Source organism: Collinsella aerofaciens (assembly GCF_040920445.1).
Classification (GTDB): domain Bacteria; phylum Actinomycetota; class Coriobacteriia; order Coriobacteriales; family Coriobacteriaceae; genus Collinsella; species Collinsella aerofaciens_BH.
Window position 1 is genome coordinate 1 of record NZ_JBCOTQ010000028.1, and the last position, 21299, is coordinate 21299.

Annotated in this window: 12 protein-coding genes; 1 reads left to right on the forward strand and 11 read right to left on the reverse strand. The window is 62.9% G+C overall.

What is annotated here, in order from left to right:
- Positions 1-124: 124 nt before the first annotated feature.
- From ruvB to AB5405_RS05800, 10 genes are all read right to left on the reverse strand, one after another.
- Positions 125-1192, reverse strand: a complete 1068-nt coding sequence (gene ruvB, locus AB5405_RS05755; protein WP_118079537.1) for a Holliday junction branch migration DNA helicase RuvB — start codon at positions 1190-1192, stop codon at positions 125-127.
- Positions 1192-1812, reverse strand: coding sequence for a Holliday junction branch migration protein RuvA (ruvA, locus tag AB5405_RS05760; RefSeq protein ID WP_368137853.1), 621 nt, complete (start codon positions 1810-1812; stop codon positions 1192-1194). The genes ruvB and ruvA overlap by 1 nt, the downstream gene beginning before the upstream one ends.
- Positions 1812-2333, reverse strand: a complete 522-nt coding sequence (gene ruvC, locus AB5405_RS05765) for a crossover junction endodeoxyribonuclease RuvC (RefSeq protein WP_117639774.1) — start codon at positions 2331-2333, stop codon at positions 1812-1814. The genes ruvA and ruvC overlap by 1 nt, the downstream gene beginning before the upstream one ends.
- Before the next feature lie 242 nt (positions 2334-2575).
- Positions 2576-4561: an NAD(+) synthetase gene (locus tag AB5405_RS05770; RefSeq protein WP_368137854.1), complete on the reverse strand. Its 1986-nt coding sequence runs from the start codon at positions 4559-4561 to the stop codon at positions 2576-2578.
- A 117-nt stretch (positions 4562-4678) separates the two neighbouring features.
- Positions 4679-5041 carry a desulfoferrodoxin family protein gene (locus tag AB5405_RS05775; protein ID WP_368137855.1) on the reverse strand — a complete coding sequence of 121 codons (363 nt, stop codon included), beginning with the start codon at positions 5039-5041 and terminating at the stop codon, positions 4679-4681.
- A 150-nt stretch (positions 5042-5191) separates the two neighbouring features.
- Positions 5192-8656, reverse strand: a complete 3465-nt coding sequence (locus AB5405_RS05780) for a DEAD/DEAH box helicase (RefSeq protein ID WP_368137856.1) — start codon at positions 8654-8656, stop codon at positions 5192-5194.
- Positions 8657-8684: 28 nt separating this feature from the next.
- Positions 8685-12488 (reverse strand): DNA polymerase III subunit alpha, encoded by a 3804-nt coding sequence (gene dnaE, locus AB5405_RS05785; protein WP_368137857.1) that lies wholly within the window; start codon positions 12486-12488, stop codon positions 8685-8687.
- Between the two features lie 176 nt (positions 12489-12664).
- Positions 12665-16297: a UvrD-helicase domain-containing protein gene (locus AB5405_RS05790; protein ID WP_368137858.1), complete on the reverse strand. Its 3633-nt coding sequence runs from the start codon at positions 16295-16297 to the stop codon at positions 12665-12667.
- Between the two features lie 3 nt (positions 16298-16300).
- Complete coding sequence (locus tag AB5405_RS05795; protein ID WP_368137859.1) at positions 16301-19399, reverse strand: PD-(D/E)XK nuclease family protein; 3099 nt, start codon at positions 19397-19399, stop codon at positions 16301-16303.
- Positions 19400-19583: 184 nt separating this feature from the next.
- Positions 19584-19883, reverse strand: a complete 300-nt coding sequence (locus tag AB5405_RS05800; RefSeq protein WP_022094855.1) for a YerC/YecD family TrpR-related protein — start codon at positions 19881-19883, stop codon at positions 19584-19586.
- A 324-nt stretch (positions 19884-20207) separates the two neighbouring features.
- Here AB5405_RS05800 and AB5405_RS05805 point away from each other — a divergent pair, with 324 nt between their 5' ends.
- Complete coding sequence (locus AB5405_RS05805) at positions 20208-20573, forward strand: phage holin family protein (RefSeq protein ID WP_368137860.1); 366 nt, start codon at positions 20208-20210, stop codon at positions 20571-20573.
- A gap of 142 nt (positions 20574-20715) precedes the next feature.
- Here the strand turns inward: AB5405_RS05805 and AB5405_RS05810 are convergent, their stop codons facing one another.
- Complete coding sequence (locus AB5405_RS05810; protein WP_022094857.1) at positions 20716-21144, reverse strand: RrF2 family transcriptional regulator; 429 nt, start codon at positions 21142-21144, stop codon at positions 20716-20718.
- Between the last annotated feature and the right edge of the window lie 155 nt (positions 21145-21299).

A 21299-nucleotide genomic window follows, 5' to 3' on the forward strand; every position in this document is an offset into this window, starting at 1 on the left:
AAGACGCCGGCGCCCGACGGGGAGACGGCGAGTTAGCCGGCAGGTCGGCATGTCAATCCTGGTCTAACAGAGCCTTATCCAATGCTCAGCGATAGCCTACAGACCAGCCAAAACAAACCCGCCTCTAAACGGCTGGCTCGATGCCCAAGTGCTCAAAGGTGCGAAGCGTTGCCTGGCGACCCTGGGGCGTGCGAATCATCAAGCCGCACTGCAGCAGATAGGGCTCATAAACATCCTCGAGCGTACCCGGGTCCTCGCCCACCGCGCTGGCAAGGGTCGTCAGACCCACGGCACGGCCGGAGAACGTCTTGGCAAGCGTCTCCAAGATGCGAATATCCATCCAGTCCAGACCAAGCTCATCAATCTCGAAAAACTCGAGCGCCTGACGGCAAATATCAAGCTCAATAGGACCGTTGCCGCGCACCTGCGCATAGTCGCGCACACGCTTGAGCAGACGGTTGGCCAAGCGCGGCGTGCCACGCGAGCGCGAGCCGATCTCGAGCGCGCTCGGATGGTCTATCGTCACGCCCAAGATGGTCGCCGAGCGCGTCACGATCTGAGCAAGCTCCTCGACCGTGTAGTAGTCCAGGCGATACGAAATGCCAAAGCGGTCGCGCAACGGGCCGGTCAGCATACCCGAACGGGTCGTTGCCGCCACCAGCGTAAACTTGGGAATATCTAGGCGAATCGAGCGAGCGGCCGGGCCTTTACCGATCACGATGTCGAGCGCAAAGTCCTCCATAGCGGGATACAGGACTTCCTCGACCGAACGGTTAAGACGGTGGATCTCGTCGATAAACAGCACGTCACCCGGCTGCAGGTTAGTCAGGATGGCTGCCAAGTCACCGGTACGCGCGATAGCCGGACCACTCGTCGTCTTGATCTGAGCGCCCAGCTCGTTGGCGATAACGGTAGCCAGCGTGGTCTTGCCCAGGCCCGGAGGACCCGAGAAGATCACGTGATCGAGCGTCTCGCCACGGCTCTGCGCCGCCTCGATCAGCACGCGCAGGCTCTGTTTGATATGCTCCTGACCGCAGTAGTCGTCTAGGCGCTGGGGACGCAGGGTACGGTCGACATCGAGGTCTTCGGGTGTCAGTTCCGAGCCCACCATGCGCTCACCGTGCGCCATGGATGCCGCCGGCGAGTTGCCGGGCGTCGCCCACAGGTCCTGAGAGTCATCGGCTTCCCACATCACGCATCCATTCCGAGTCGCTTAAGCGCCGCGCCGAGCAGGTCCTCGACACGCATATCCTGCCCATCATACCCGCTCAGGGCAACCTCGGTCTCCTGCGGGCTAAAGCCCATGGAAAGGAGCGCCGCGCGGGCATCATCGATCGCCGAGGGAGTGGCGGCGGGGACCGGCATCGCAACCTGACCGGGGATTACGTCGACCGGAACAAAGCCCTTGTCCTTGGCAAAGGTACTCTTGAGCTCCAGAATGAGGCGCTGGGCGGTCTTTTTGCCCACGCCGGGCACCTTGGCCATGCCCTTGTCGTCCTCGGCCATCACCAGGGAATACAGCTGTCCCACGGTATAGGTGGAAAGCACGGCAAGTGCCAGACGCGGACCGACGCCCGAGACGGAAACGAGCCGATCGAACATCGTGCGCTCGTCCTTGGAGGCAAAGCCAAAGAGCGTCATGGCGTCCTCGCGCACCTGCATACGGGTATAGAGGCGAACCTCGCCGCCGGGCGTAGGCAGCGTGGCGGCAGTGCTGCCCGAAATACCGAGCTCAAAGCCCACGCCCGATACATCGACGACGGCCGAGCTCATCGTGGCCTCGACAAGCGTTCCATGGAGCTGGGAGATCATCAGTATCCGGTTCCTCTCTGTTGATAGAACTCGCCGCCGGTAAGCGCCCGGGTACGGCTAAGGTTAACGTGACAGATGGCGCAAGCCAGGGCATCGGCGGCATGGTCTGGGTGTGGGTCGTGATCAAGCTGAGTGAGCGTGCGCACCATGTAGGCAACCTGCCGCTTGTCTGCGGCACCCGTGCCCACCACGGCCTGCTTAATCTGCATGGGCGTGTATTCGCCAATCTCGAGCGCGCACTCCGAAAGCGCCACGAGCGCGGCACCGCGGGCATGCGCCGTGGGGATGGCCGAGCGGACGTTAGCGCCAAAGTAAATGCTCTCGATAGCCGCGGTATCGGGACGGTAGCGTTCGACGACGCCCTTGAGGTCGTGGGCGATATGCGACAGGCGCACAGCGAGCGGGCTGCCCGCGCTGGTCTCGATACAACCGTAGGCACGGCAGCGAACCTCGCCACGCCGCTCCTCGATAATCCCCCAGCCCGTATGGGCCAAACCAGGGTCAATGCCCAAGATAACCAAGCCAACCTCCCCTCGTCACAAGCACAGCACAAGGCAAGGCCCCGCGCACTATTTACGAACGTCTGTTCTAGAATAACACAACGCTAGCCCTATAAGTCAGCCGAAATCGAATTGTAGGTTGAGTATACGCAAGCGAGCGCCCGCCAGAGCGAGCAAGGTGCCTTGAAAGAGGAGGGCATTGACCTGGCGGTCATGTCCGACGATTGAAAGGCAGATTGCCGCTCTGGCGGGCGCGCAGCGACCTAGTTCTGAGAGAAGAACGGAAATTGTCGGGGATCAACCGGCGGATGCGGCATCGGGCCACCCTGGGGCCCACCCTGCGGGCCACCCTGGCCGCCCATCATCTTATCGATGGCGTCCTGAACCTCGCCCTCGAACTTTTTCATTCCCTCGTGTAAACGACGCTGACCGTCCTCAGAGCGCAGCTCCTCCATTTGCTCGGGCGAAATACCCAGTAGCTCGCCCAGCACGCCCATCATCTCGTTTCGCACGCGCTCGCTCGTATCCTCGTCAGCAAAACGGCGCACCTCGGCGCGCGCCAGCGAATCGACCGTCATACGCTCCTTGCCGTTAAGCCCCAGGTCGGACCACGCGAGCATATACGGCCAGGCACGCTCGGCAAACGAACGGGCCGAGACGATCGGCGCCATCGGCAACATGCGGCGGGCGGCCTCGCCCTGGCGCACGAGCATCAGCAGCAGCGAGCAGACCTCGGGCTTGGCGGCGGCCATCGGGATGTCGTCGAAAGGTCGATTGCGGTCTACGTGCGACTCAAGCGCACCATCGACCTCGCCCGGCTCAAGCCCGCCAAGCAGCTGTGCCGCACGATCGAGCATGTCAACCGGACCGGCGAGCGTCGAGAGCGCCTGCGCCAGCACGCGATCCATGCAATCCTCTACCGCGTTGAGCGTCACGAGCTCTTGGGGCACCACGGCCGAGGCGCGGTTGCGCACGCGCGCCACAAACTCGAGCGTCGACAGATACACATCGCCAAAGGGCGCATAATCGCCCTGGTAGCCACCGCAAAGCGCGGGCGCCGCCAGCGCGTACTCGGTCTTGGAAAGCGGGCTCAGCGCCATAGCGCCCAGCTCGAGCGCCGTATCCTCGAGCATCAGGCCCAGCGCACGCGAACGCAGGCGTTCGGCATCGCCCGCCGACACGTCGCGATCGAGCACGCGCGCCGCATCCGGCGCATCGCGCTCGACAGTGCGAATGTGCAAGCGCTCGGCGATTGAGCGAACAACGGAACAACGGGCGGCCTCGGCCTCCTCCTGCGCCGGCGTAAAGATGCGATTGCGCCCCAGCACCAGGCCAATCACATTACGCGGACCCAAGGCATCGACGGCAAGTGCCGCCAACAGGGACGACGGCAAATCGCCCTCGAGCGCCACCACGGCACGCGACGCACCGCGGGCGCGGGCATTGTCGCGCACGGCAAGCACCAGCGCCTGCCACAGCCACTCCTCGGAGCGAAACTGGGGCAGCTCATGGTCCTCCAGGGCATCGAGCATCACCCCGCGCTGAATCTCCTGAACCAGCAGGCTCTCCTCAAAACACGGCGCCTGGGCCACCACGCGACCGCAGTCGTCGAGCACAAACGAACCGCCGGTATACACCGACTCGTCATAGGCACCGATCGGCGCCATGCAGGCAAACCATACGCTGCGCTTGGACGCGATCTTGCGGTAGGCGCCGCTGCGAACGGCAGCAATGGCGGCAGTCTCGCGGTCGGTCATGTCAAACGCGTTGAATTGGAAATACGCAATGAGGTCAACACCGGTCGGCAGCATCTCGAGTTCGCGGTCCAAGTCAAAAATCACGGCGATGCGCACGCCGTCCACGTCGAACACCGGCGGCGCCCAACGTGTGTCGTTGTTCTCGCCACGCTGCAGGGCAATGCTCGAACGCGCCGGCACCACATGACCGTCCTTGAGCATCATGTAGTCGAGCAAGGGCTGGCCCTCAAACGAAACCGCAGCGGGCACGATGCAGATCATGTCGAGCTCTTGGATGCGCTCGGCAACGCCCGTCAGACCCGTCAGCATATCGTGCTCAAAATCGGCAGCGCCCACCAGGCCACCGGGCATGGCGCCCATAAAGAGTGGAGCCGAAACGCACAGCATGCGCGCGCCGCGCTCATGAGCCAGGCGAGCCTGGTCCTCGATGCGGCCGCAGATGCCCTCAATATCACCCAGGCGCATATCGATCTGTGCAAGTGCGAGCTTCATGGCCCAGCCCTTTCCGTCGTAAATCGTCGTTGTCGTAGTAAAAGCGCCGGCCGCATAATGCAGCCGGCGCTCGCATGTGCATATGCTAGCTATGATACCCCGAGCGGGGGCGTGCTCCTAGAACGTCGCGGACCACAGCCCATGCAGGTTGCAGTAGGCATAGACGGTACCGGCCTTGGAACCGCCAGCGAAAAACGTCGTGGGCTTCATGCCGGGCTCAAGGTAATGGATCTCCAGGCGGCCCTCGGCCTCAAGCGCGATCCACTCGATGTAGTGCTCGGGCAGCATGGGGTGCTCCGTCGAGCCCACGCGCGCACGAATAACGTGGCCGTCGCGCTCGATCTCGACAACAGGCACGTGCTTCTCGTGCGCCGCATCCTCGGTGTTTGCCGTCAGCTCCGTGCAGCCGGCAGGGGTCGCAACGCCGTCGCCAAGGGCGGCAATGAGCTTGCCGTCGGAGTCCTTAAAGAATTTCGCCATGATGTTCTCCTTTGCTGATGTGCCGATGTTCTCGATGGTTCTTATGCCCAAAGGCAGGCGAACCATCCACGGCATGGCAAATGAACACATAACGGGCGGGAACGGTGGGGCGGCGCGTACTATCCGCCCCGGCGGCCCCACCCGAGCGGGTTAACGCCCGTCGCCGCCGAGCAGCGCCAGAACATCCTCGCGGGCAAACAGCGCCGAGGAGATGCCGTCGCCGCCGAGCACGCTGTTGACCAGGTCGCGCTTGGACTCCTGCATCTGCATGATGCGCTCCTCGATCGTGTCCTTGGCGATGAGCTTGTACACGGTCACGGTATGTTGCTGGCCAATACGGTGCGCGCGGTCGGTCGCCTGGTCCTGCGCGGCCACGTTCCACCACGGGTCGTAGTGGATGACCACGTCGGCCGCCGTCAGGTTGAGGCCCACGCCGCCCGCCTTGAGCGAGATCAGAAACACCGGCACCTCGCCCGCCTGGAACTGCGCGACCATCTTGGCGCGGCTCTCCTTGGACGAAGCGCCCGTGAGCTTAAGAAAGCCGATGTCCTCCTTGGCCAGGCGCTTGCCAATGATATCGAGCATGCCCGTGAACTGGCTGAACAGCAGAATGTGGTGCCCGCCGTCGAGCGCACCGTGCACGAGCTCCATGCAAGCGTCGAGCTTGGCGCTCCCTGCCTTGTAGTCCTCGTAGTGTAGATGCGGGTCGCAGCAGATCTGGCGCAGCTTGGTGAGCTCGGCGAGCACCTTGAGCTTGTCTTTCTTAAACTCGGATGCCTCGCGATGCTGCACCTGCTGGGCGATACGGTCTTGGTTGGCCAGGTAGAGCTTGCGCTGCTCGCCGGTGAGCTGTGCCATGACGGTGTCTTCGATCTTCTCGGGCAGGTCGGCCACCACGTCTTCCTTAACGCGGCGCAGCACAAACGGCGACACGAGCGCTTGCAAGCGAGCGGCGCTGTCACCCTCGGCGTGCTCGACCGGGCTTTCGAAGCGCTTGGCAAACGACTCGCGCGAGCCAAGCAGGCCCGGCATCAAAAAGTCGAAGATGCTCCAGAGCTCGGACAAGCGGTTTTCGATGGGCGTGCCCGTCAGGGCAAAGCGCACGCCGGCAGGCAGACGCTTGGCGGCGTGCGCCACCTGCGTGAGCGGGTTTTTAATGTACTGGGCCTCGTCGAGCACCACGCGGGCAAAGTCCTGCTCGGCATACTCGTCGATATCGCGCCGCATGAGGTCATACGACGTTACAACCACGTTATGCTCGTCAGCGCCGGCTATCTGCACGCGGCGCTGCGCCTTGGCGCCCACGATAGTGCACACGTCGAGCGAAGGCGCAAAGCGCTCCAGCTCGGCGGTCCAGTTATACACGAGCGACGCAGGGCACACCACGAGCGTGGGCTTGGCATCCCCCGCCTCCACGCGCGCCAGGATATGCGCGATCATCTGCAGTGTTTTGCCCAAGCCCATATCGTCGGCCAAGATACCGCCGAGGCCCAGATGCTCAAGCGAGCCGAGCCACTGGTAGCCGTCGACCTGATAGCCGCGCAGTGTGGCCTTGAGCGAGACCGGCACCGTAAAGTCCATCTTGCCGAGCGTATCCAAGCGCTCGACGGTGCGACGGAACGCAGCGTCGCGATCGGCTTCGAGCGCGGGCGTGCGCGCAAGCATGCTGTCGACAAACAGGGTACTCGACGCGGGAAGCGACACGCCGTCGAGCAGGTCGACAGCATCGACCCCCAGGTCCTCGGCAAGACCAAACGCGGCGCGGGCACCCTCGTCCAGGCGTACGATGTCGCCCGACGTGAGACGCGCAAACGTCTGGTGACGCTTGTAGGAGTCGAGGTAGATGGCAAGATCTGCCGCCGAAAGACCGCTCGCGCCCAGTTCGACATCGAGCAGGCTGCTCTTGACGGTCGCGCGCACCGAAAGCTTGGGCGCAGGGCGGACCGAGATCTGGCGTAGGCGGTCACTGAGCATGACCTCGCCCAGCTCGGACAGGGCAGACAGGCCCTCGGTCAGCAAGTGGAACAGGCTCTCGTCATCGCGTTCCTCAAACGCCAGGCCGCCCTCGTAAAAGTCGAAATACAGGGCCGCCGTATCCATAACGCAAAACTCTGCTATCTCGTCGCGCGGCGGAACGCCGGGGCGTTGCTCTTCGAAAGGACTGCCCGGAGCACCAAGACCAAAGAGATCTGCCGACCAATCGCCGTAGGCCACCGTAATCTTGCAGGTCACAAGACCATCGTCGACGCCAATCGCCATGGCAAAACTCGGCTCTGGCGCCACGGCGTCAAGTACGGCGGGAGCGGTCAGGTCGGTGTAGTCGCGCAAGATGGGCAGCGCCATGCGGCAGAACTCACCCACCTGGTCGGCAGCGATATGGACCGGCGTGCGGCAGGGCAACAAGTGCGATAGGAACGGCGCCGCATGTTGGGCAAACGCCGCGTCGGTACGGCGCGCGCGGCGCGTATCGACCAGATAGGCTGCGTCACCTGCGACAAAGCAGTACGTATCGGCCGGCAGGCGCAAGTCGTAGCTGCCTCCCGCCGCCGGTGCAATCTTGGCGGCAAGGAGCGGCGGGCGCTTAGCCGGGACTTCGCCCTCCCCCTGCGGCGACGGCTCGACCGCCACCTCGTAGGAGCGATGCGTCGTCGTCCCCCGCGACCAAGCAGGCTCAAAGGACATGGTCCTGCCGCGCAGCAGGTCCAGCACGGACACGATGGAATACTCGGATACCGGCAACTGACGCTCGGCAACAAAGCCGCTGCGAGCAAAGTCATACGATGCCGAGCGCGAACTCGTGATGTCGCTCAGGTAGGCGACCGTCATTGCGACAAAGTCGAGCAGCTTTGTCGACACGTCATCGAAAGCCTCGGGTACATGGGCAAACGTAAGCTTCTTGCCATAGGAGAACGTACCACCACGCACATAGGCATCGGCCATGCCGTCGATATCCTTAACCACGTAGGACACCGAACCGCAGCGAATGCGAAACTCGAGCGCCCAGCTAAAGCGGTCGGCAAACAGTGGATTGTAGTACGGCACCAACGAGGGCTCCAACACCGCCTTGGGGGCATCGGGATCCACACTGCTGGCGAGCTTGCGGCGCATGCTCGCCAGCTCATCCATGCGCGCGTCCGAAAGATCGGAGAGCGCCGCCATGAGGCTGGGACTCGTGGGGACGGGCGCCGGAAAGGGAAAGTTGGGATTGACGGCCGGCGCTTTGAGCGCGGTGCGCACGGGCTGTTTCGGCTGCGCCGTAAACGTGCGGACCGGCGTGCGCAAACCTTCGACGGGCTCGGCGCCGCTGGCATCCAAATACGCCAGAGCCGTGGCAATAGCGTGCTTGCACATACCGGGGTAACGATAGGCGGCGGGGCAATCGCAGTCGTAGTCGATCACCTCGTGCTCGTCCATGTCGAGCGCCACGTGCGTCTTGTACAGGTCGCCGCGCGAACCGCGCACCGAGCCCTCAACCGTCACGTTTTTGGAGAAGCGCGAGCCGCTGTCCTCAATCGACAGCACGGCGCCGTTGAGCATGAGCGAACGCCCCTTCATAAAGGTGCCGCTCAACGCCGCCTCTTTACGAAGCGCCTGCACAAACGTCCCCTGCGCCATCACTTCCTCCAATCTCACCCGGGGTAGCTTAGATAACCGTCACGCGGCCTTGGTTGCCGACGATGGCCTTTGCCTCTGCCAGCAGCGGAATCGAGCGTGCATTGACCTTGGCCGGCACCTCAGCGCGCAGCACGCGCCCGTCCACCTGCTCAATAAAGATCTCCACGCGGTCGCCGCCCGGGTTGGTAGTGAGCACCGTGGCCAGGCGCGCCATATTGCCCTGGCTAAAGCGGCTGTTGGGCACCATGACCTCAAAGACCTTGGGCTTGTTTTTCTCCTCGCTAAGCTCCAGCGGCACAATCTCCTGCGCGATGATCTGGTCGCCGCGGTCCGAGCGCTCGAGCTTGCCCTTAATGCGCACAAACGCGTCGGACAGCTGCGCGCCGGTCTCGGGATCGACCTCGCCGTACAGGTACCCCTCGGCCTCCTTGTAGGTCTTGGGGAACACCACGACCGTGGCCTCGCCTTCCATGTCTTCGAGCTGCACGATGCCCATGGGGTCGCCGTTTTTGGTCACGCGCTTGGACACGCTCGAGACCATGCCGGCCCACCACAGCGCCTTACCCTCGGGAATCTCCTGGTTGATGGTGCCACCCGTGGGGTTTTGCACCTCATAGCCGGTGTCGATCTGCGAGAACGAAAAGTCGCGCGCCTTGGCTAGTGCATACTCAAACGGACGCAGCGGGTGGTCCGAGACGTAGATGCCCAGAACCTCCTTCTCCTGACTCAGCTTAAGGTGGCGGTCCCATTCCTGGCCATCCGGATCGGGCACGCTCACCTCAAAGCCCGAGCCCTCAACGTCGCCAAACATATCGAAGAACGACGTCTGGCCGCTCGCGCGGTCCTTCTGGCGCTTTACCGCGGCATCGATGATGTTCTCGGGGTTGTTCTTGTCCACAAAGTGCATCATCTGGCGACGTGGATACCCCGTGGAGTCGAAGGCGCCTGCCTTGATCAGCGATTCGATCACGCGACGGTTGGCCTGGCTCGAGTCCACACGCTCGACAAAGTCGTGCAGCGTCTTAAACGGACCGCCCGCCTCGCGCTCGGCGATAATCGCCTGCGCCACGCCGGTGCCCACGCCGCGGATACCGGCCAGACCAAAGCGCACGCCTTCCTTGGTAGCCGTGAACTCGGTACCGGACTCGTTGACATCTGGCGACAGCACGGGGATGCCGTCGTGACGGCACGCCGAGACGTAGTGCACGATCTTGTCGGTCTTACCCGTATAGGACGTCAGAACGGCCGCCATGTACTCATGCGGATAGTGCGCCTTGAGCCATGCCGTCTGCATAACCAGGATGGCGTAACCGGCGGAGTGCGACTTATTGAAGGCGTAGGACGCGAACTCAAGGACATCGTCCCAAATCTTCTGGGCGACCTCGCGCGTGTAGTTGTTCTTGATAGCGCCATTCATCCAGTGGTCGTAAGTGGTCTCGTCCGAGCCATCCTCCCAGTGGAGCACCGTCGACGTGAGCAGCTTAATCTTTTTCTTAGCCACGGGCTTACGGATACGCGAGTCCGATTCGCCCTTGGAGAAGCCGCACATCTCGACGGAGATGAGCATAACCTGCTCCTGGTAGACCATGGTGCCGTAGGTTTCGCCCAGGATGTCGTCCAGACGGTCGTCGTAGGAGACGGCCGGCTCCTTGCCGTTCATACGGTTGATGTAGGACGAAACCATGCCGGCGCCCAGCGGGCCCGGGCGGTACAGGGCGATCAATGCCACGACGTGCTTGTACTCGGTGGGCTTCATGTTCTTGATCGTGGCCGTCATGCCGGCGGACTCGACCTGGAAGACGCCGGCGGTGTGGCCGGAGCCCATGAGCTTAAAGATCTCGGGATCGTCAAAGGGAATCTCTTCCTCTTTGATGTCGATGCCGAAGTTCTTTTTGATGTTTGCCTTGGCCTTGGAGATAACCGTCAGCGTGCGCAGGCCCAGGAAGTCCATCTTGAGCAGGCCCATGTCGGCAACGGTATGGCCCTCGTACTGGGTAATCTCGACGCCGCCCTTGGTGTCGAGCTTGGTGGGCACATGCTCGTTGACGGGGTCGCGGCAGATCAGAACAGCGCACGCGTGCACGCCCTCGCCACGGGTGAGGCCCTCAATCGAGAGCGCCGTGTCGATGATGCGGCGGGCGTCGTCGTCCTTTTTATAGGCCTCGGCAAAGTCGGGGTTAAACAGATCCTCTTTGCCGGGTTGTTTTTCGAGCACCTGCTTGAGCTTGACCTTGGGGTCGCTCGAGACCATCTTGGACAGGCGCTGGCCCATGTAGACCGGGTAGTCCAGGACGCGCGCGGCATCGTTGATGGCCTGCTTGGCCTTAATGGTCGAGTAGGTGATGACGTGGGTGACCTTCTCGGGGCCGTAGAGCTGGCGAACGTGCTCCACGACCTCGAGGCGCCGCTCATCGTCGAAGTCCATATCGATATCGGGCATCTCGGTACGCTGCGGGGACAGGAACCTCTCGAACATCAGGCCGTTCTCGAGCGGGTCGAACGCGGTGATGTTCATGGCGTAGGCGACGATAGCGCCGGCGGCCGAGCCACGGCCGGGGCCGACGCCGATGCCATTGTCCTTGGCCCATTGCACGTACTCGGCAACGATCAAGAAGTAGGCGGCAAAGCCCTTGTCGCAGATGACCTTGTATTCGTACTCAAAGCGCTCTTTGATGTTGACGCCGCCGATCTCGCGCGTGGCCCAGTCGTCGCCGTAGTGCTGGCGCAGGCCCTTCTCGCACTCGCGGCGGAACTGGCTCTCGTGCGTCTCGCCGGGATCGAGCAACGGGAAGCGCGGCAGGATGATGGAGTCCCAGTCCAGCTCCACGTAGCACTTGTCGGCGATCTCGAGCGTGTTGTCGCAGGCCTCGGGGCAATACGGGAACATCGCCCGCATCTCCTCCTCGGTCTTCATATAAAACTCCGAGCCGGTCATGCGCATGCGGTTGGGGTCGTCGACCTTGGCGTTCATGCCAATGCACATGATGACGTCCTGCACGGGCGCGTCCTCGCGGCGCAGGTAGTGGAAGTCGTTGGTGGCGATGACCTTGACGCCCACCTGTTTGGCGATGTCGATGAGCGTGCGGTCCATCTGCTCGTCGGTCAGGCCGTTATCGGTGGTAATGCCGTGTTCCTGGATCTCGATGTAAAAGTCACCGGGGTCGAAGGTGTCGCGGAAGGTCTCGGCCCACTTGATGGCGCCCTCCATGTCACCGCGGTCGATGTATTTAGGAATGATGCCCGCGATGCAGGCGCTGGTGCAGATCATGCCCTTGGCATGGCGGCGCAGGTTGTCGAGCGTTACACGCGGCTTGTAGTAAAAGCCCTGCACGGCGGCCTCGGAAACCGTCTGCATCAGGTTGACGTAGCCCTCCTGGTCCTTGGCCAGAAGGATCATGTGGTAGAGCTCGGGCTTGTGGTCGCGGGCGAGCGTCTCGTCCGGCGTAAAGTAAACCTCGCAGCCAAAGATGGGCTTAATGACCAGGGGCGGCTTGAGCTCGTCGATGTTGCCCTTCTCGTCCCACATGGCCATGTCCTTCACATACTGGGCATGCTCGCGCGGGTTTGACTCAGGATCGGGCTCCACCAGCTCGTCGCGGCGGTCCTTTTCCAAGAAGGCCTTGTCGTGGCTCCAGGTTTTGTACTCGGGCGTGTTGTGATTGACGGCGTCGCAGGCCAGCGCCAGGTCGGGCACGCCATACATGTAGCCGTGGTCGGTAATGGCCACGGCGGGCATGCCAAGTTCAACGGCACGATTGACCATATCCTGGATACGGGTTGCGCCGTCGAGCATGGAGAAAACAGTGTGATTGTGCAGATGGACGAATGCCATATGATGAGCTCCGATGCGGGTTCGTGTTCTGACTGAACGATTTTACCGCACGGCACGGACAGCACCCGAACCTAGCCAAACCAACACGGCTCCTCTTGCAGTTGCGGTGAAATGCGGACTGTTTGGCGGCTTTTTTGGCCAAAACAGCCCGTATTCCACCGCAAGTTATCTGAGGACTAGAGATTGTAGGTGACTACTTGAGGTTCGGCGGGTTCGACGAAGATGGCTGGATCCGGCTGCTCCACGCGGACGAACTTGACCGTCACCGTCTCAAAGCCCGCCTTGTGCAACACGTCGGCGTAAACGCGCGCCTGCAGGGCGTGCTTCTCGAGCAGCTGGTCCGGCGTCTCGTCCGGTGTGCCGCCCGTCTTGTAGTCGATGACCAGCGCGCGTGACGAATCCGCCGGGTTCGTCGCCAAAGCGTCGATGGCGCCTTCGGCATAGGCACCGTAGCGAGCGATGTCCTCGTCCTCGCAGCCCAGTGAAAAGAACGGCACCTCGGCGTGAACGCACGGCCACGCGAGCAGGTCGGCACGAACAGCCGACTTGAGCCAGCGGTCCAGGGCAACATCGAAGCGTTCGCGCTGCTCCGGCGTCAGGCACCACAGGCGAGCCAGGGCGTCGGCACGCTCAGCAGGCAGCGCATCGGCACCCATCTCGATGAGCCACTGGCAGGCGGCGTGGAAGGCCGAGCCCAGCGCCATGGGATTGCCGACAGGCTCGACAGCAGCCACGTCTGCATCGGTTATTTCCGAGCCATCCGACTCTGCATCATCGCCGGACTCGTCCATGGGAACACGAGCCTCGGCGGCACGGTCTTCCGTCTCGGCATGGAGCGCCGCGGCGATTGACGAGTAGCTATACGAGTCACGCGCCGGGAACGGACAGATGCCCATGCGCACGCCCACTGCCTGGGGATACACAAGCTCAAACGAATCGGGCTTGGGGTCGGCAGGACCGGGGACGATTGTACTGGCCGAATCGTCGGCAGCATCTGTATCGGCATCGCCACGAACAAGCCTGCCCTCGACATCCAGCGAAGCGTTGGCCTCAAACGCCTGCTCGCCAAAGGTAAAGTCCGAAAGCGAAATGAGCTCGTAGTCGCCCGGTTGGGAGTTGTCGAACACCAGGCGGTCGGCATCGAGCTGCGGCATGTCCAGAGCGTCCGTCGGCAGAATGCGGCGCAGGACATCGTAGGTCAGATCCGTCTCGACATCGAAGGTCGGCGCCGTCACCTTGCCACGGCTCACGCCGGCATCCATCGCCAAGATCACCAGCTCGCGCGCACGCGTCATGGCGACATAGAGCAGACGAGCCCGCTCCTCGAGCGAAAGCTGCAGGTCGTCGTTGCGCAGGCGAGCAAATGCCTCGGCGGGAGAACCCGTCGCACAGACGTCCTCCATGAGCTCCGGCGGCAGCCACAGCGACGTGCCCTTGCCCTTAAACGCGTGCTCAAACTGCTTTTTGACGTCGTCGCCCTTCACAAAGGTACCGTCGGCAAGCTTAACGCCGTCGAAGCGTGCCGGCAGTGCCACGACCTGCGCTCCGCCCTCGACGCGACCCATCTGTGCCGCACCCGAGGACTTACGCACGCCAAAGCACTCGGCGACCGCCACGACCGGATATTCCAGACCCTTGGAGGCATGCACCGTCATGATGCGCACCGCGCCGTCGCCTTCCTCGTTGAGGGCACCCGGGGCTTCCTTGCCCGCCAAGAAGCGGTCGAAGGCCAGCGCGATGGAACGCGGCGAGTTGCCGAACTCGGCCTCAGCCTCAGCCACGGCGTCGAGCGCCTTGAGCACGTTGGCGGCAATGGCCTTGCCCTCGGGACCACGCTGCGCCAGACGCACAAACCAGCCGGAGGCGTTGACCACGTCGCGCGCGATGGCGGCGAACGAATCGCGGCCCACGCGACGAAGCGCATACCGCAGCACCTCGCGGGCGCGCGTCACAAGCGGCAAGTCTTGCAAACCCGGCACATCGGAATCGCTCATGATGCCCGCATCGATGTTGCGGCGCGACGTCTCGCCCGTCTGATCGTCGAGTTTGGTCGCCAGCGCCAGGAACTCCTGGGCGCCGAGTGCAAACATCGGCGAGGCCAGCAGCGGCATAAGACCCTGCGCCGTATCGGCCGGATTGGCGAGCGCGCAGACCAGGGCACGCACCGTCTGCACCTCGGCTGCCTGGGCAAAGACCGAGCCGCCCGCGATGACGCAGTCGAGCCCTTGGTCGCGGAAGGCCTGGGCGTAGACGCCCGCGTTGGTCATGCGGCCCAGCAGCAGCACCATGCCGCCCTGGGGCTGGCCGGCATCGGCAAGCGCGCGGAAGCGCTCGGCGATCGCACGGGCCTTGGCCTGTGTGCGCTCCTGCGTACTGCCGCCGGCAACAAAGAGGGCCTGGCGACGCGAGGCATCTGCCACCAGCGTGTCCTTGCGGCCGTCGCTCGCCTCAAGGTCCAAAAAGCCCTGCATCAGGCCGCCGTCATCGCCGTCGAAGACGCGTGCCACGTAACGCAGTACCTCGTCATGGCTGCGGAAGTTGCGCACGAGCTTGACGAGCTCGCCGGCGGGGGTGTCGGTCACGGCAGTCGCCTCGGGCGCGGCAGACGAGCCCACCTTGCGCTCCTGGCGACGGAATACCTCGACCTCGGCGCCGCGGAAGCGATAGATCGACTGCTGCGCATCGCCCACGGTACACAGCGCGCGCTCCCCCGCACCCGTCAGGTAGCGGATTAGATCGACCTGCATCTGGTCGGTATCCTGGAACTCGTCAATCATGACCATCTTAAAGCGGCCCTCGTATGCCGCTCGGATGGCCGGGTAATCGCGCAGGGCCTCGTAGGCCATGCGCAGCAGGTCGTTATTATCGAGGGCGGACTGGGCAGCTTTCAGCGCGCGATACTCAGCCTCTACAGAGCGGGCCAAGCCCACCAGTGCATCGAGCGCGGGACCACCGCAGGCCAGCACGATATTGATAAATGCATCGGCGGCCTCGGCCTTGAGCAGCTCGACTTGCTCCTTAGGGAATGCCTTGCTCGCGCGCGGCATGGTGCACGACATCATGAGTCGCGCCGCATCGGTCATGGTCTTGCCGCTGGCCTCGAATGCATCGATGGCATCGAGCGCCACCTGTGCCTTCTCGGTCGCGGCCTTGCTCGCACCCAGTGCTGAGCGATAGGCATCGGCAAGCGCCGAGGTGTCGGCCTGGCCGGGCGCCACGCTCACGTCGTCCATGCCGCCCGGCAGCTGGCTCGAGAGCTCCAGCAGCTCGCGCACCAGGCCCTTGATGGTAGTGCCGGCGCCAAAGGGACCGCCCTCGCCCGCCATGGGATACCAGGCATAGAGGGCCTTGAGCGATGCGGCGAGCTCGGGGGCGGCATCGGGTGCCGTCGCGCGGGCCAGCACATGCTCAACAGCCTGGTCCATGAGCTCGTCGGTATCGGTGAGCACCGTGAACTCGGGGTCGATGCCCAGCTCCAACGCGTGTGCGCGCAGGATACGCGAGCACATGCCGTGAATGGTCGAGATCCACGCATCGTCGACGGTCAGGGCCTCCTCGTCCATGCCCTCGTCGATAAGCGCACGGCGCACGCGGTCACGGATCTCGGCCGCGGCATCTTTGGTAAAGGTAATGGCGAGCACCTGGTCCAGATGCTCAACGAACGGACCGGATTCGGGAGAGAGCGCGTAGACGATGCGGCGCGTAAGGGTAAAGGTCTTGCCCGAACCGGCGCCCGCCGAGACAAACAGCGGACGGTCGAGCGTTTTGACAATCTGCAGCTGCTGCGGCATCAAAGTCGAAAGATCCATGGTCTACACGTCCCTCCTTACAAACGTTCCTTCGTGGTTATACGAGCAGCGCGCATGCGCGGCCTGAGCCGACGTCGGGTCGACGGCGGCAACGTTGCCTGCCTCGAGCTCGCGCAGGCGCTCGGCGATGCCGGCCTCCACGCGATCGAGCAGGGCGTCGAAGTCCATGCTGCCGCCCTCGCCCGGAAAGCCCTTCTTAAGGCCCGGGATGCGGCCGTCGCCGCGCTCTTCCTCGAGCAGCTCGGCGCTCGCGGCACCGCGCAACGCCGGCTTGCCGCCCTTGGTCGAAAAATAGAGCGCCGCGCGGGTGTCCAAATCCAGCGCCCGGCGCATGGCCTGCGCGTAGATAAGCGTCTGGGTATGGGGCGGTAGCCACCGCGGATCGTCGATGGGCGCCGCGCCCGACTCCTCGTCGCGCACCGTAGGGTCGGCGAGCTTAAACTCCTCGACGCCCGTGCGATGCTTGTAGTCGATCACCACAGCACGATTCTCGGCGTCCACGTCCACGCGGTCGATGCGCCCGCCAAGCGGCCAACCGGCATACTCGACCTTGAGCTCGTTGAAGGCGAACTCAAGGTAGCGCGGGGCAAAGGGGGCAAGCGCCTCGGACTCGTAGGCGAGCACACCTTCCAGCTGGGGCAAAATCTCGGCCACCTGGCGCTCCTCCACTGGAGAGAGCGGCACCAGCGGGCCCTCGGTACCGCGCTTGCCGGCGTGCTCGGCCAAGGTCTCGTCAAAGACCTCGTGTAGCAGTTCCTGAGCGCGCGGCAGGTTCTCGGGCGTCACGCGCTCCATGCCCTCTTGGGGCAGACGGGCATGCAGATGTTCCAGCACGTCGTGGACAAAGTTGCCCTTCTCCATGTTGCCAAAGCCCGCGTCAATAGACTGGGGCTTGACGCGATACGAGACGAACCAGCACAGCGGGCAGGTCGAATAGGCCTCGATCTGCGAGGCAGACGTCAGGCGCGGCACCAGCGGCGCATCCTCGCCCTCGCCATCGCGACGGCGCAGGACCAGATACGGAATGGCTTCATCGCTCAGATGCTGAGGAGCTTCGCAGGTCACGCGCTCGCGCCTAAGACCTTCGCCTGCCGCGGGATCAAAGTCGGCGATGATATCGCCCTCGCCCACGCGCGTGGGCTTGGCAGCGCCAGCGGCCTCGGCATGTGCCCGCAGCTCTGTCCATACGGCTGCCGGGTAGCATTCGCGTGCCTGACGATCGTGCGTCACGCGGGCGAGCGCGACCGGACCGCTCGCCGCCTGCATCGCACGGCCAAAGCGCACGCGCAGCAGGGCGGCGGGCTCCAAAGACACGCCGTCGCGGCGCAGCTCGGCCGTCAACGTGGCAAGCGGGCCCTCTTCGTGCGAAAGCGGATAGCTGTCCAGGTCGACATCGGCAAACAGCACGGCATCGTAGCCGCCAGGACGCAAAACCGACGCATCGGCAAGCGACACGAAGCGCACTTGCGCCCGTGGCGTGCGATCGACCTCGTAGGTCTCGTAATCGTAAGCGGTACTGCGCTTGTCCACCTTGGTTCGAACGCCGTCGAGAACCGGCACGGTCGCGGCCTGCGACACGTCGAGCGCGCGAGCATCATTCATAAGGATGTCGATGGCATGGCGCAGCAAAGCCGTCTCCGCCTGGCGACGGGCCTGGCCGTCAAGACCGCCTAGAGCGCGATCGGGCAGCGCCTCTGCAACGGCGAGCATGGCCTTGAGCGCCGTCACGGGCTTGTCGCGCCACAGCGCCTGAAACACGTCCGAGACCACGCACGGCACATTCTTAAACCAGTTATCGTCGTTGGCGGCCTTGCGGGCGCCCCTCACCTGGCCCTGCACACTCTGCAGCAGGCTCTTGACGCCCGCAGTGGTCTTGCTGCGCGACAGGCGCATGTTCTTGTCGAAGCCGCGGGCGCTCGCGGCGTCAGTACCCGAAAGCGGGCTATAAATCCAGTCGGTAAGCTCTGGAGCGGGCCACCACTCGGTCTTGGAAGCGGTGCCCTCGTCGGCGGCTTTCATACGCTCGATCAGGTTGGCGAGCGCCGTAAACTGCCTGCCCGCGATGGACTGGGAAAACGCCGTGAACTCGGTCGTCTCGGACGCAATGTGACGCGCCGCCAGACGAGAGGCGAGCTCACCGAACAGCTGGGATGCCCGGGCAGAAACAACGAGCACGCGCACAGGGTCGGCAGGCGTTGCAGTAGCTTTATCGGCCTTGGACTCCTTGCGCGCTTTCACCAACTTATCGATGGCGTCCGCATAGACATGAGCACGGGCATGGGGGCCGGCGACCTCAATAAAGGCAGGCTGAGCGGCGGTCCCGTAAGCGGCATCAGACGCGACGGCGTCCTCCCCCAGCGGCGCGATCTCAAACAGCACACCGCGGGCATCAAATGCCGTGGCAAGCTCCTCGCGCATCGCCGCCTGCTCGCGGGCAAGCAGCACGACGACCTCTCCCCCATTGTTCGCCACGGCAGACAGCAGCTCGAGTAGACCGTGCGTAAACGACGTGATACCGCGCACGCATACGGCGCGGGTGCACGCCGGCAAGCTATCGGCCAGGACACCGGCCATAATGTCGGCCGCCTCACAGGGCTCGACCATATCTCGACGGTCCAAACCGCCCGCGTAGGCGCGCAAAAGCTCGAACACACGAGCCTCGGCATCGCTTTTTGGCTCAGGCTGGCAATTGTTGCCACCGCATCGCTCGGCCGTCGTCCCCGCCACACCCGGCAGCACATCGTGGGCCATGCGCGCAAGCATGCGCACCGTGCCCTGGCTGCGCGAAAGCGGCTGCAGGTCGGCATCGTCGAGACGCGTGACCATGTCCGAGAACAGCATCTGGCGCTGCAGGTTGTCGACGAAACCGCGCCCGTCGCCCAAAAGCTCCCAAAGCGAGCGAAGCCACGATGTAGGCGTCTTGTAGTCGATACCCAGCGAAATGCCGGCTTCCGCCGCATCATGACGGCACAGATCGAGCTCGGCAAACGTTGGTGCCAGCAACACGGCACGCCCGTGACGGGCAATAAGGTCGGCAAGCAGCGCCGACTCGGCATCGCTCAAATCCGTGCCGGCATTGGTGGTATAGATTCGAACAGGCATGGTCCTCCGCTCAAACCGTTCGCAATAATCAATGCATCCATCCTACCCGCCCAAGCGGACACATTGCCACCGCAGTTCCATCTTTTGGTACAAAGCAACCTGAACCCAACGCACCAGCCGATTGCAGGCATATAAAAACCGCCCCCGGAGGGACGGTTCTTCGTAATTCAATGTTGTCGCTGGCCTACTCGCCATCCTCCAACTTAATGAGGATCTTGCGGTAGCCACCGTACTCGCCGTTCAGCGCCTTTGAAACGCGGCTCACCGTGGTGGACGAAGCGCCGGTACGGGCCTGAACCTCAACATAAGGCTCGCCCTCGTCCAAATAGCGCGCAACCTGCAAACGCTGAGAAAGGTCGCAAATCTCGCGCGGCGTACAGATATCGGTCAAAAACGCTTGGATATCCTTCTCGTCATCCAAAAGACTAAATGCGTGGACCAGCTGCTTGACATCAGGCTTGTCAAACATGTTCTCGATATTCATCGATCACCGCCAAACCCGCCAAAAGGCATCGAAGTTGATACTGACATCGGGCATCGTTCGCCCGTTCTATGCAATAGGGCAACGCCTGTGGCTTTTGCCCGTAGCAGTGTAGCACACCACCAAACTAAAGCGACAAGACTCTCTGCCAGCGGCGCGTTTTTCAGGACGAACGCCGTTTAGAAACCGTATGCGCACGTAAGCTCCACGAATATTTGAGACAATGGGCGCCCAAACACCGCGGCGCGCCCGCGCAACCATCCAGGTCGCCGCCGCAAGCCGCTTCACGCGACGCCAGCAACCCCGGCGCAAGAAAGGATTCACGCCATGCGCTTTATGCTTAACTGGCTCTTCACCTCGATCGCCATCGCGATCGCCACGTTCCTCGTCCCCGGTATCCAACCCTTCGGCTTTGCCGAGACCTGGGTCTGCTTTGCCTTTGTGGGACTGTTCCTGAACATTGTCGATTCGCTCGTCAAGCCGTTCCTGACCGTCATCTCACTGCCGCTCACTATTATTACGCTTGGTGTTTTTCAGCTCGTAGTCAACAGCTTTATGCTCGAGCTGGCCAGCTACCTGTCGGTCAATCTGCTGGGCGCGGGCATCTCCATCGCCAGCTTTGGATCGGCCTTTATGGGCAGTATCCTGGTATCCATCACGCGCAGCATCCTCGACAGCATCGCCGAGGACTAAAACGGCCATTCCGGCCGTGCCCGTCTCAACAGCCCAAAACGAAGGCCGCCCATCGCAAAAATGGGCGGCCTTCTTATTTGTCAAGTCTCAAAGGGCGAGAGAATCTACCATTTCTACCCCGTCCCCAAATGGCAGGTGTGGGTTAGATGACGTAGTCGTAGCCATGGTTGGGAGCGACAAGTTGATCGAGTGTCACACCGTCGAGGTAGTCGTTGATGAGCTTGTCCAGGTTCTTCCACACGTCGAGCGTGGGGCACTCATCCGAGCGTGAGCAGCCCTTGCAGTCGCCATCCAGGCATGCAACCGGTGCCAGACTGCCCTCGGTCAGGCGCAGGATCTCGCCCACCGTGTACTGCTCGGGCGGGCGCGTGAGCACGTAGCCGCCGCCCTTGCCGCGCATGCCCGAAAGCATGTTGGCGCGCACGAGCGTAGCCAAGATGTTCTCGAGATATTTCTCGGAAATCCCCTGTCGCGCCGCGATCTCTTTGAGCGGGATGCGACCGGCCGCCTGGTGCTCGGCCAGATCGACCATAACGCGCAGGGCATATCTGCCCTTTGTAGAAACCAACATGTATCGTGCTGCCTTTCGGTCATTTAGTCCGTAGAAATTCTAGCCGAAAAATTGGTTTTGAAAATACCCGTTCCGGTCAAGATGGTTAATCAGCTCGTAATAATCTTCTATTTCCTATTGCATTACTAGGCTTTAGTGTCTAGTATGCTTCCCAA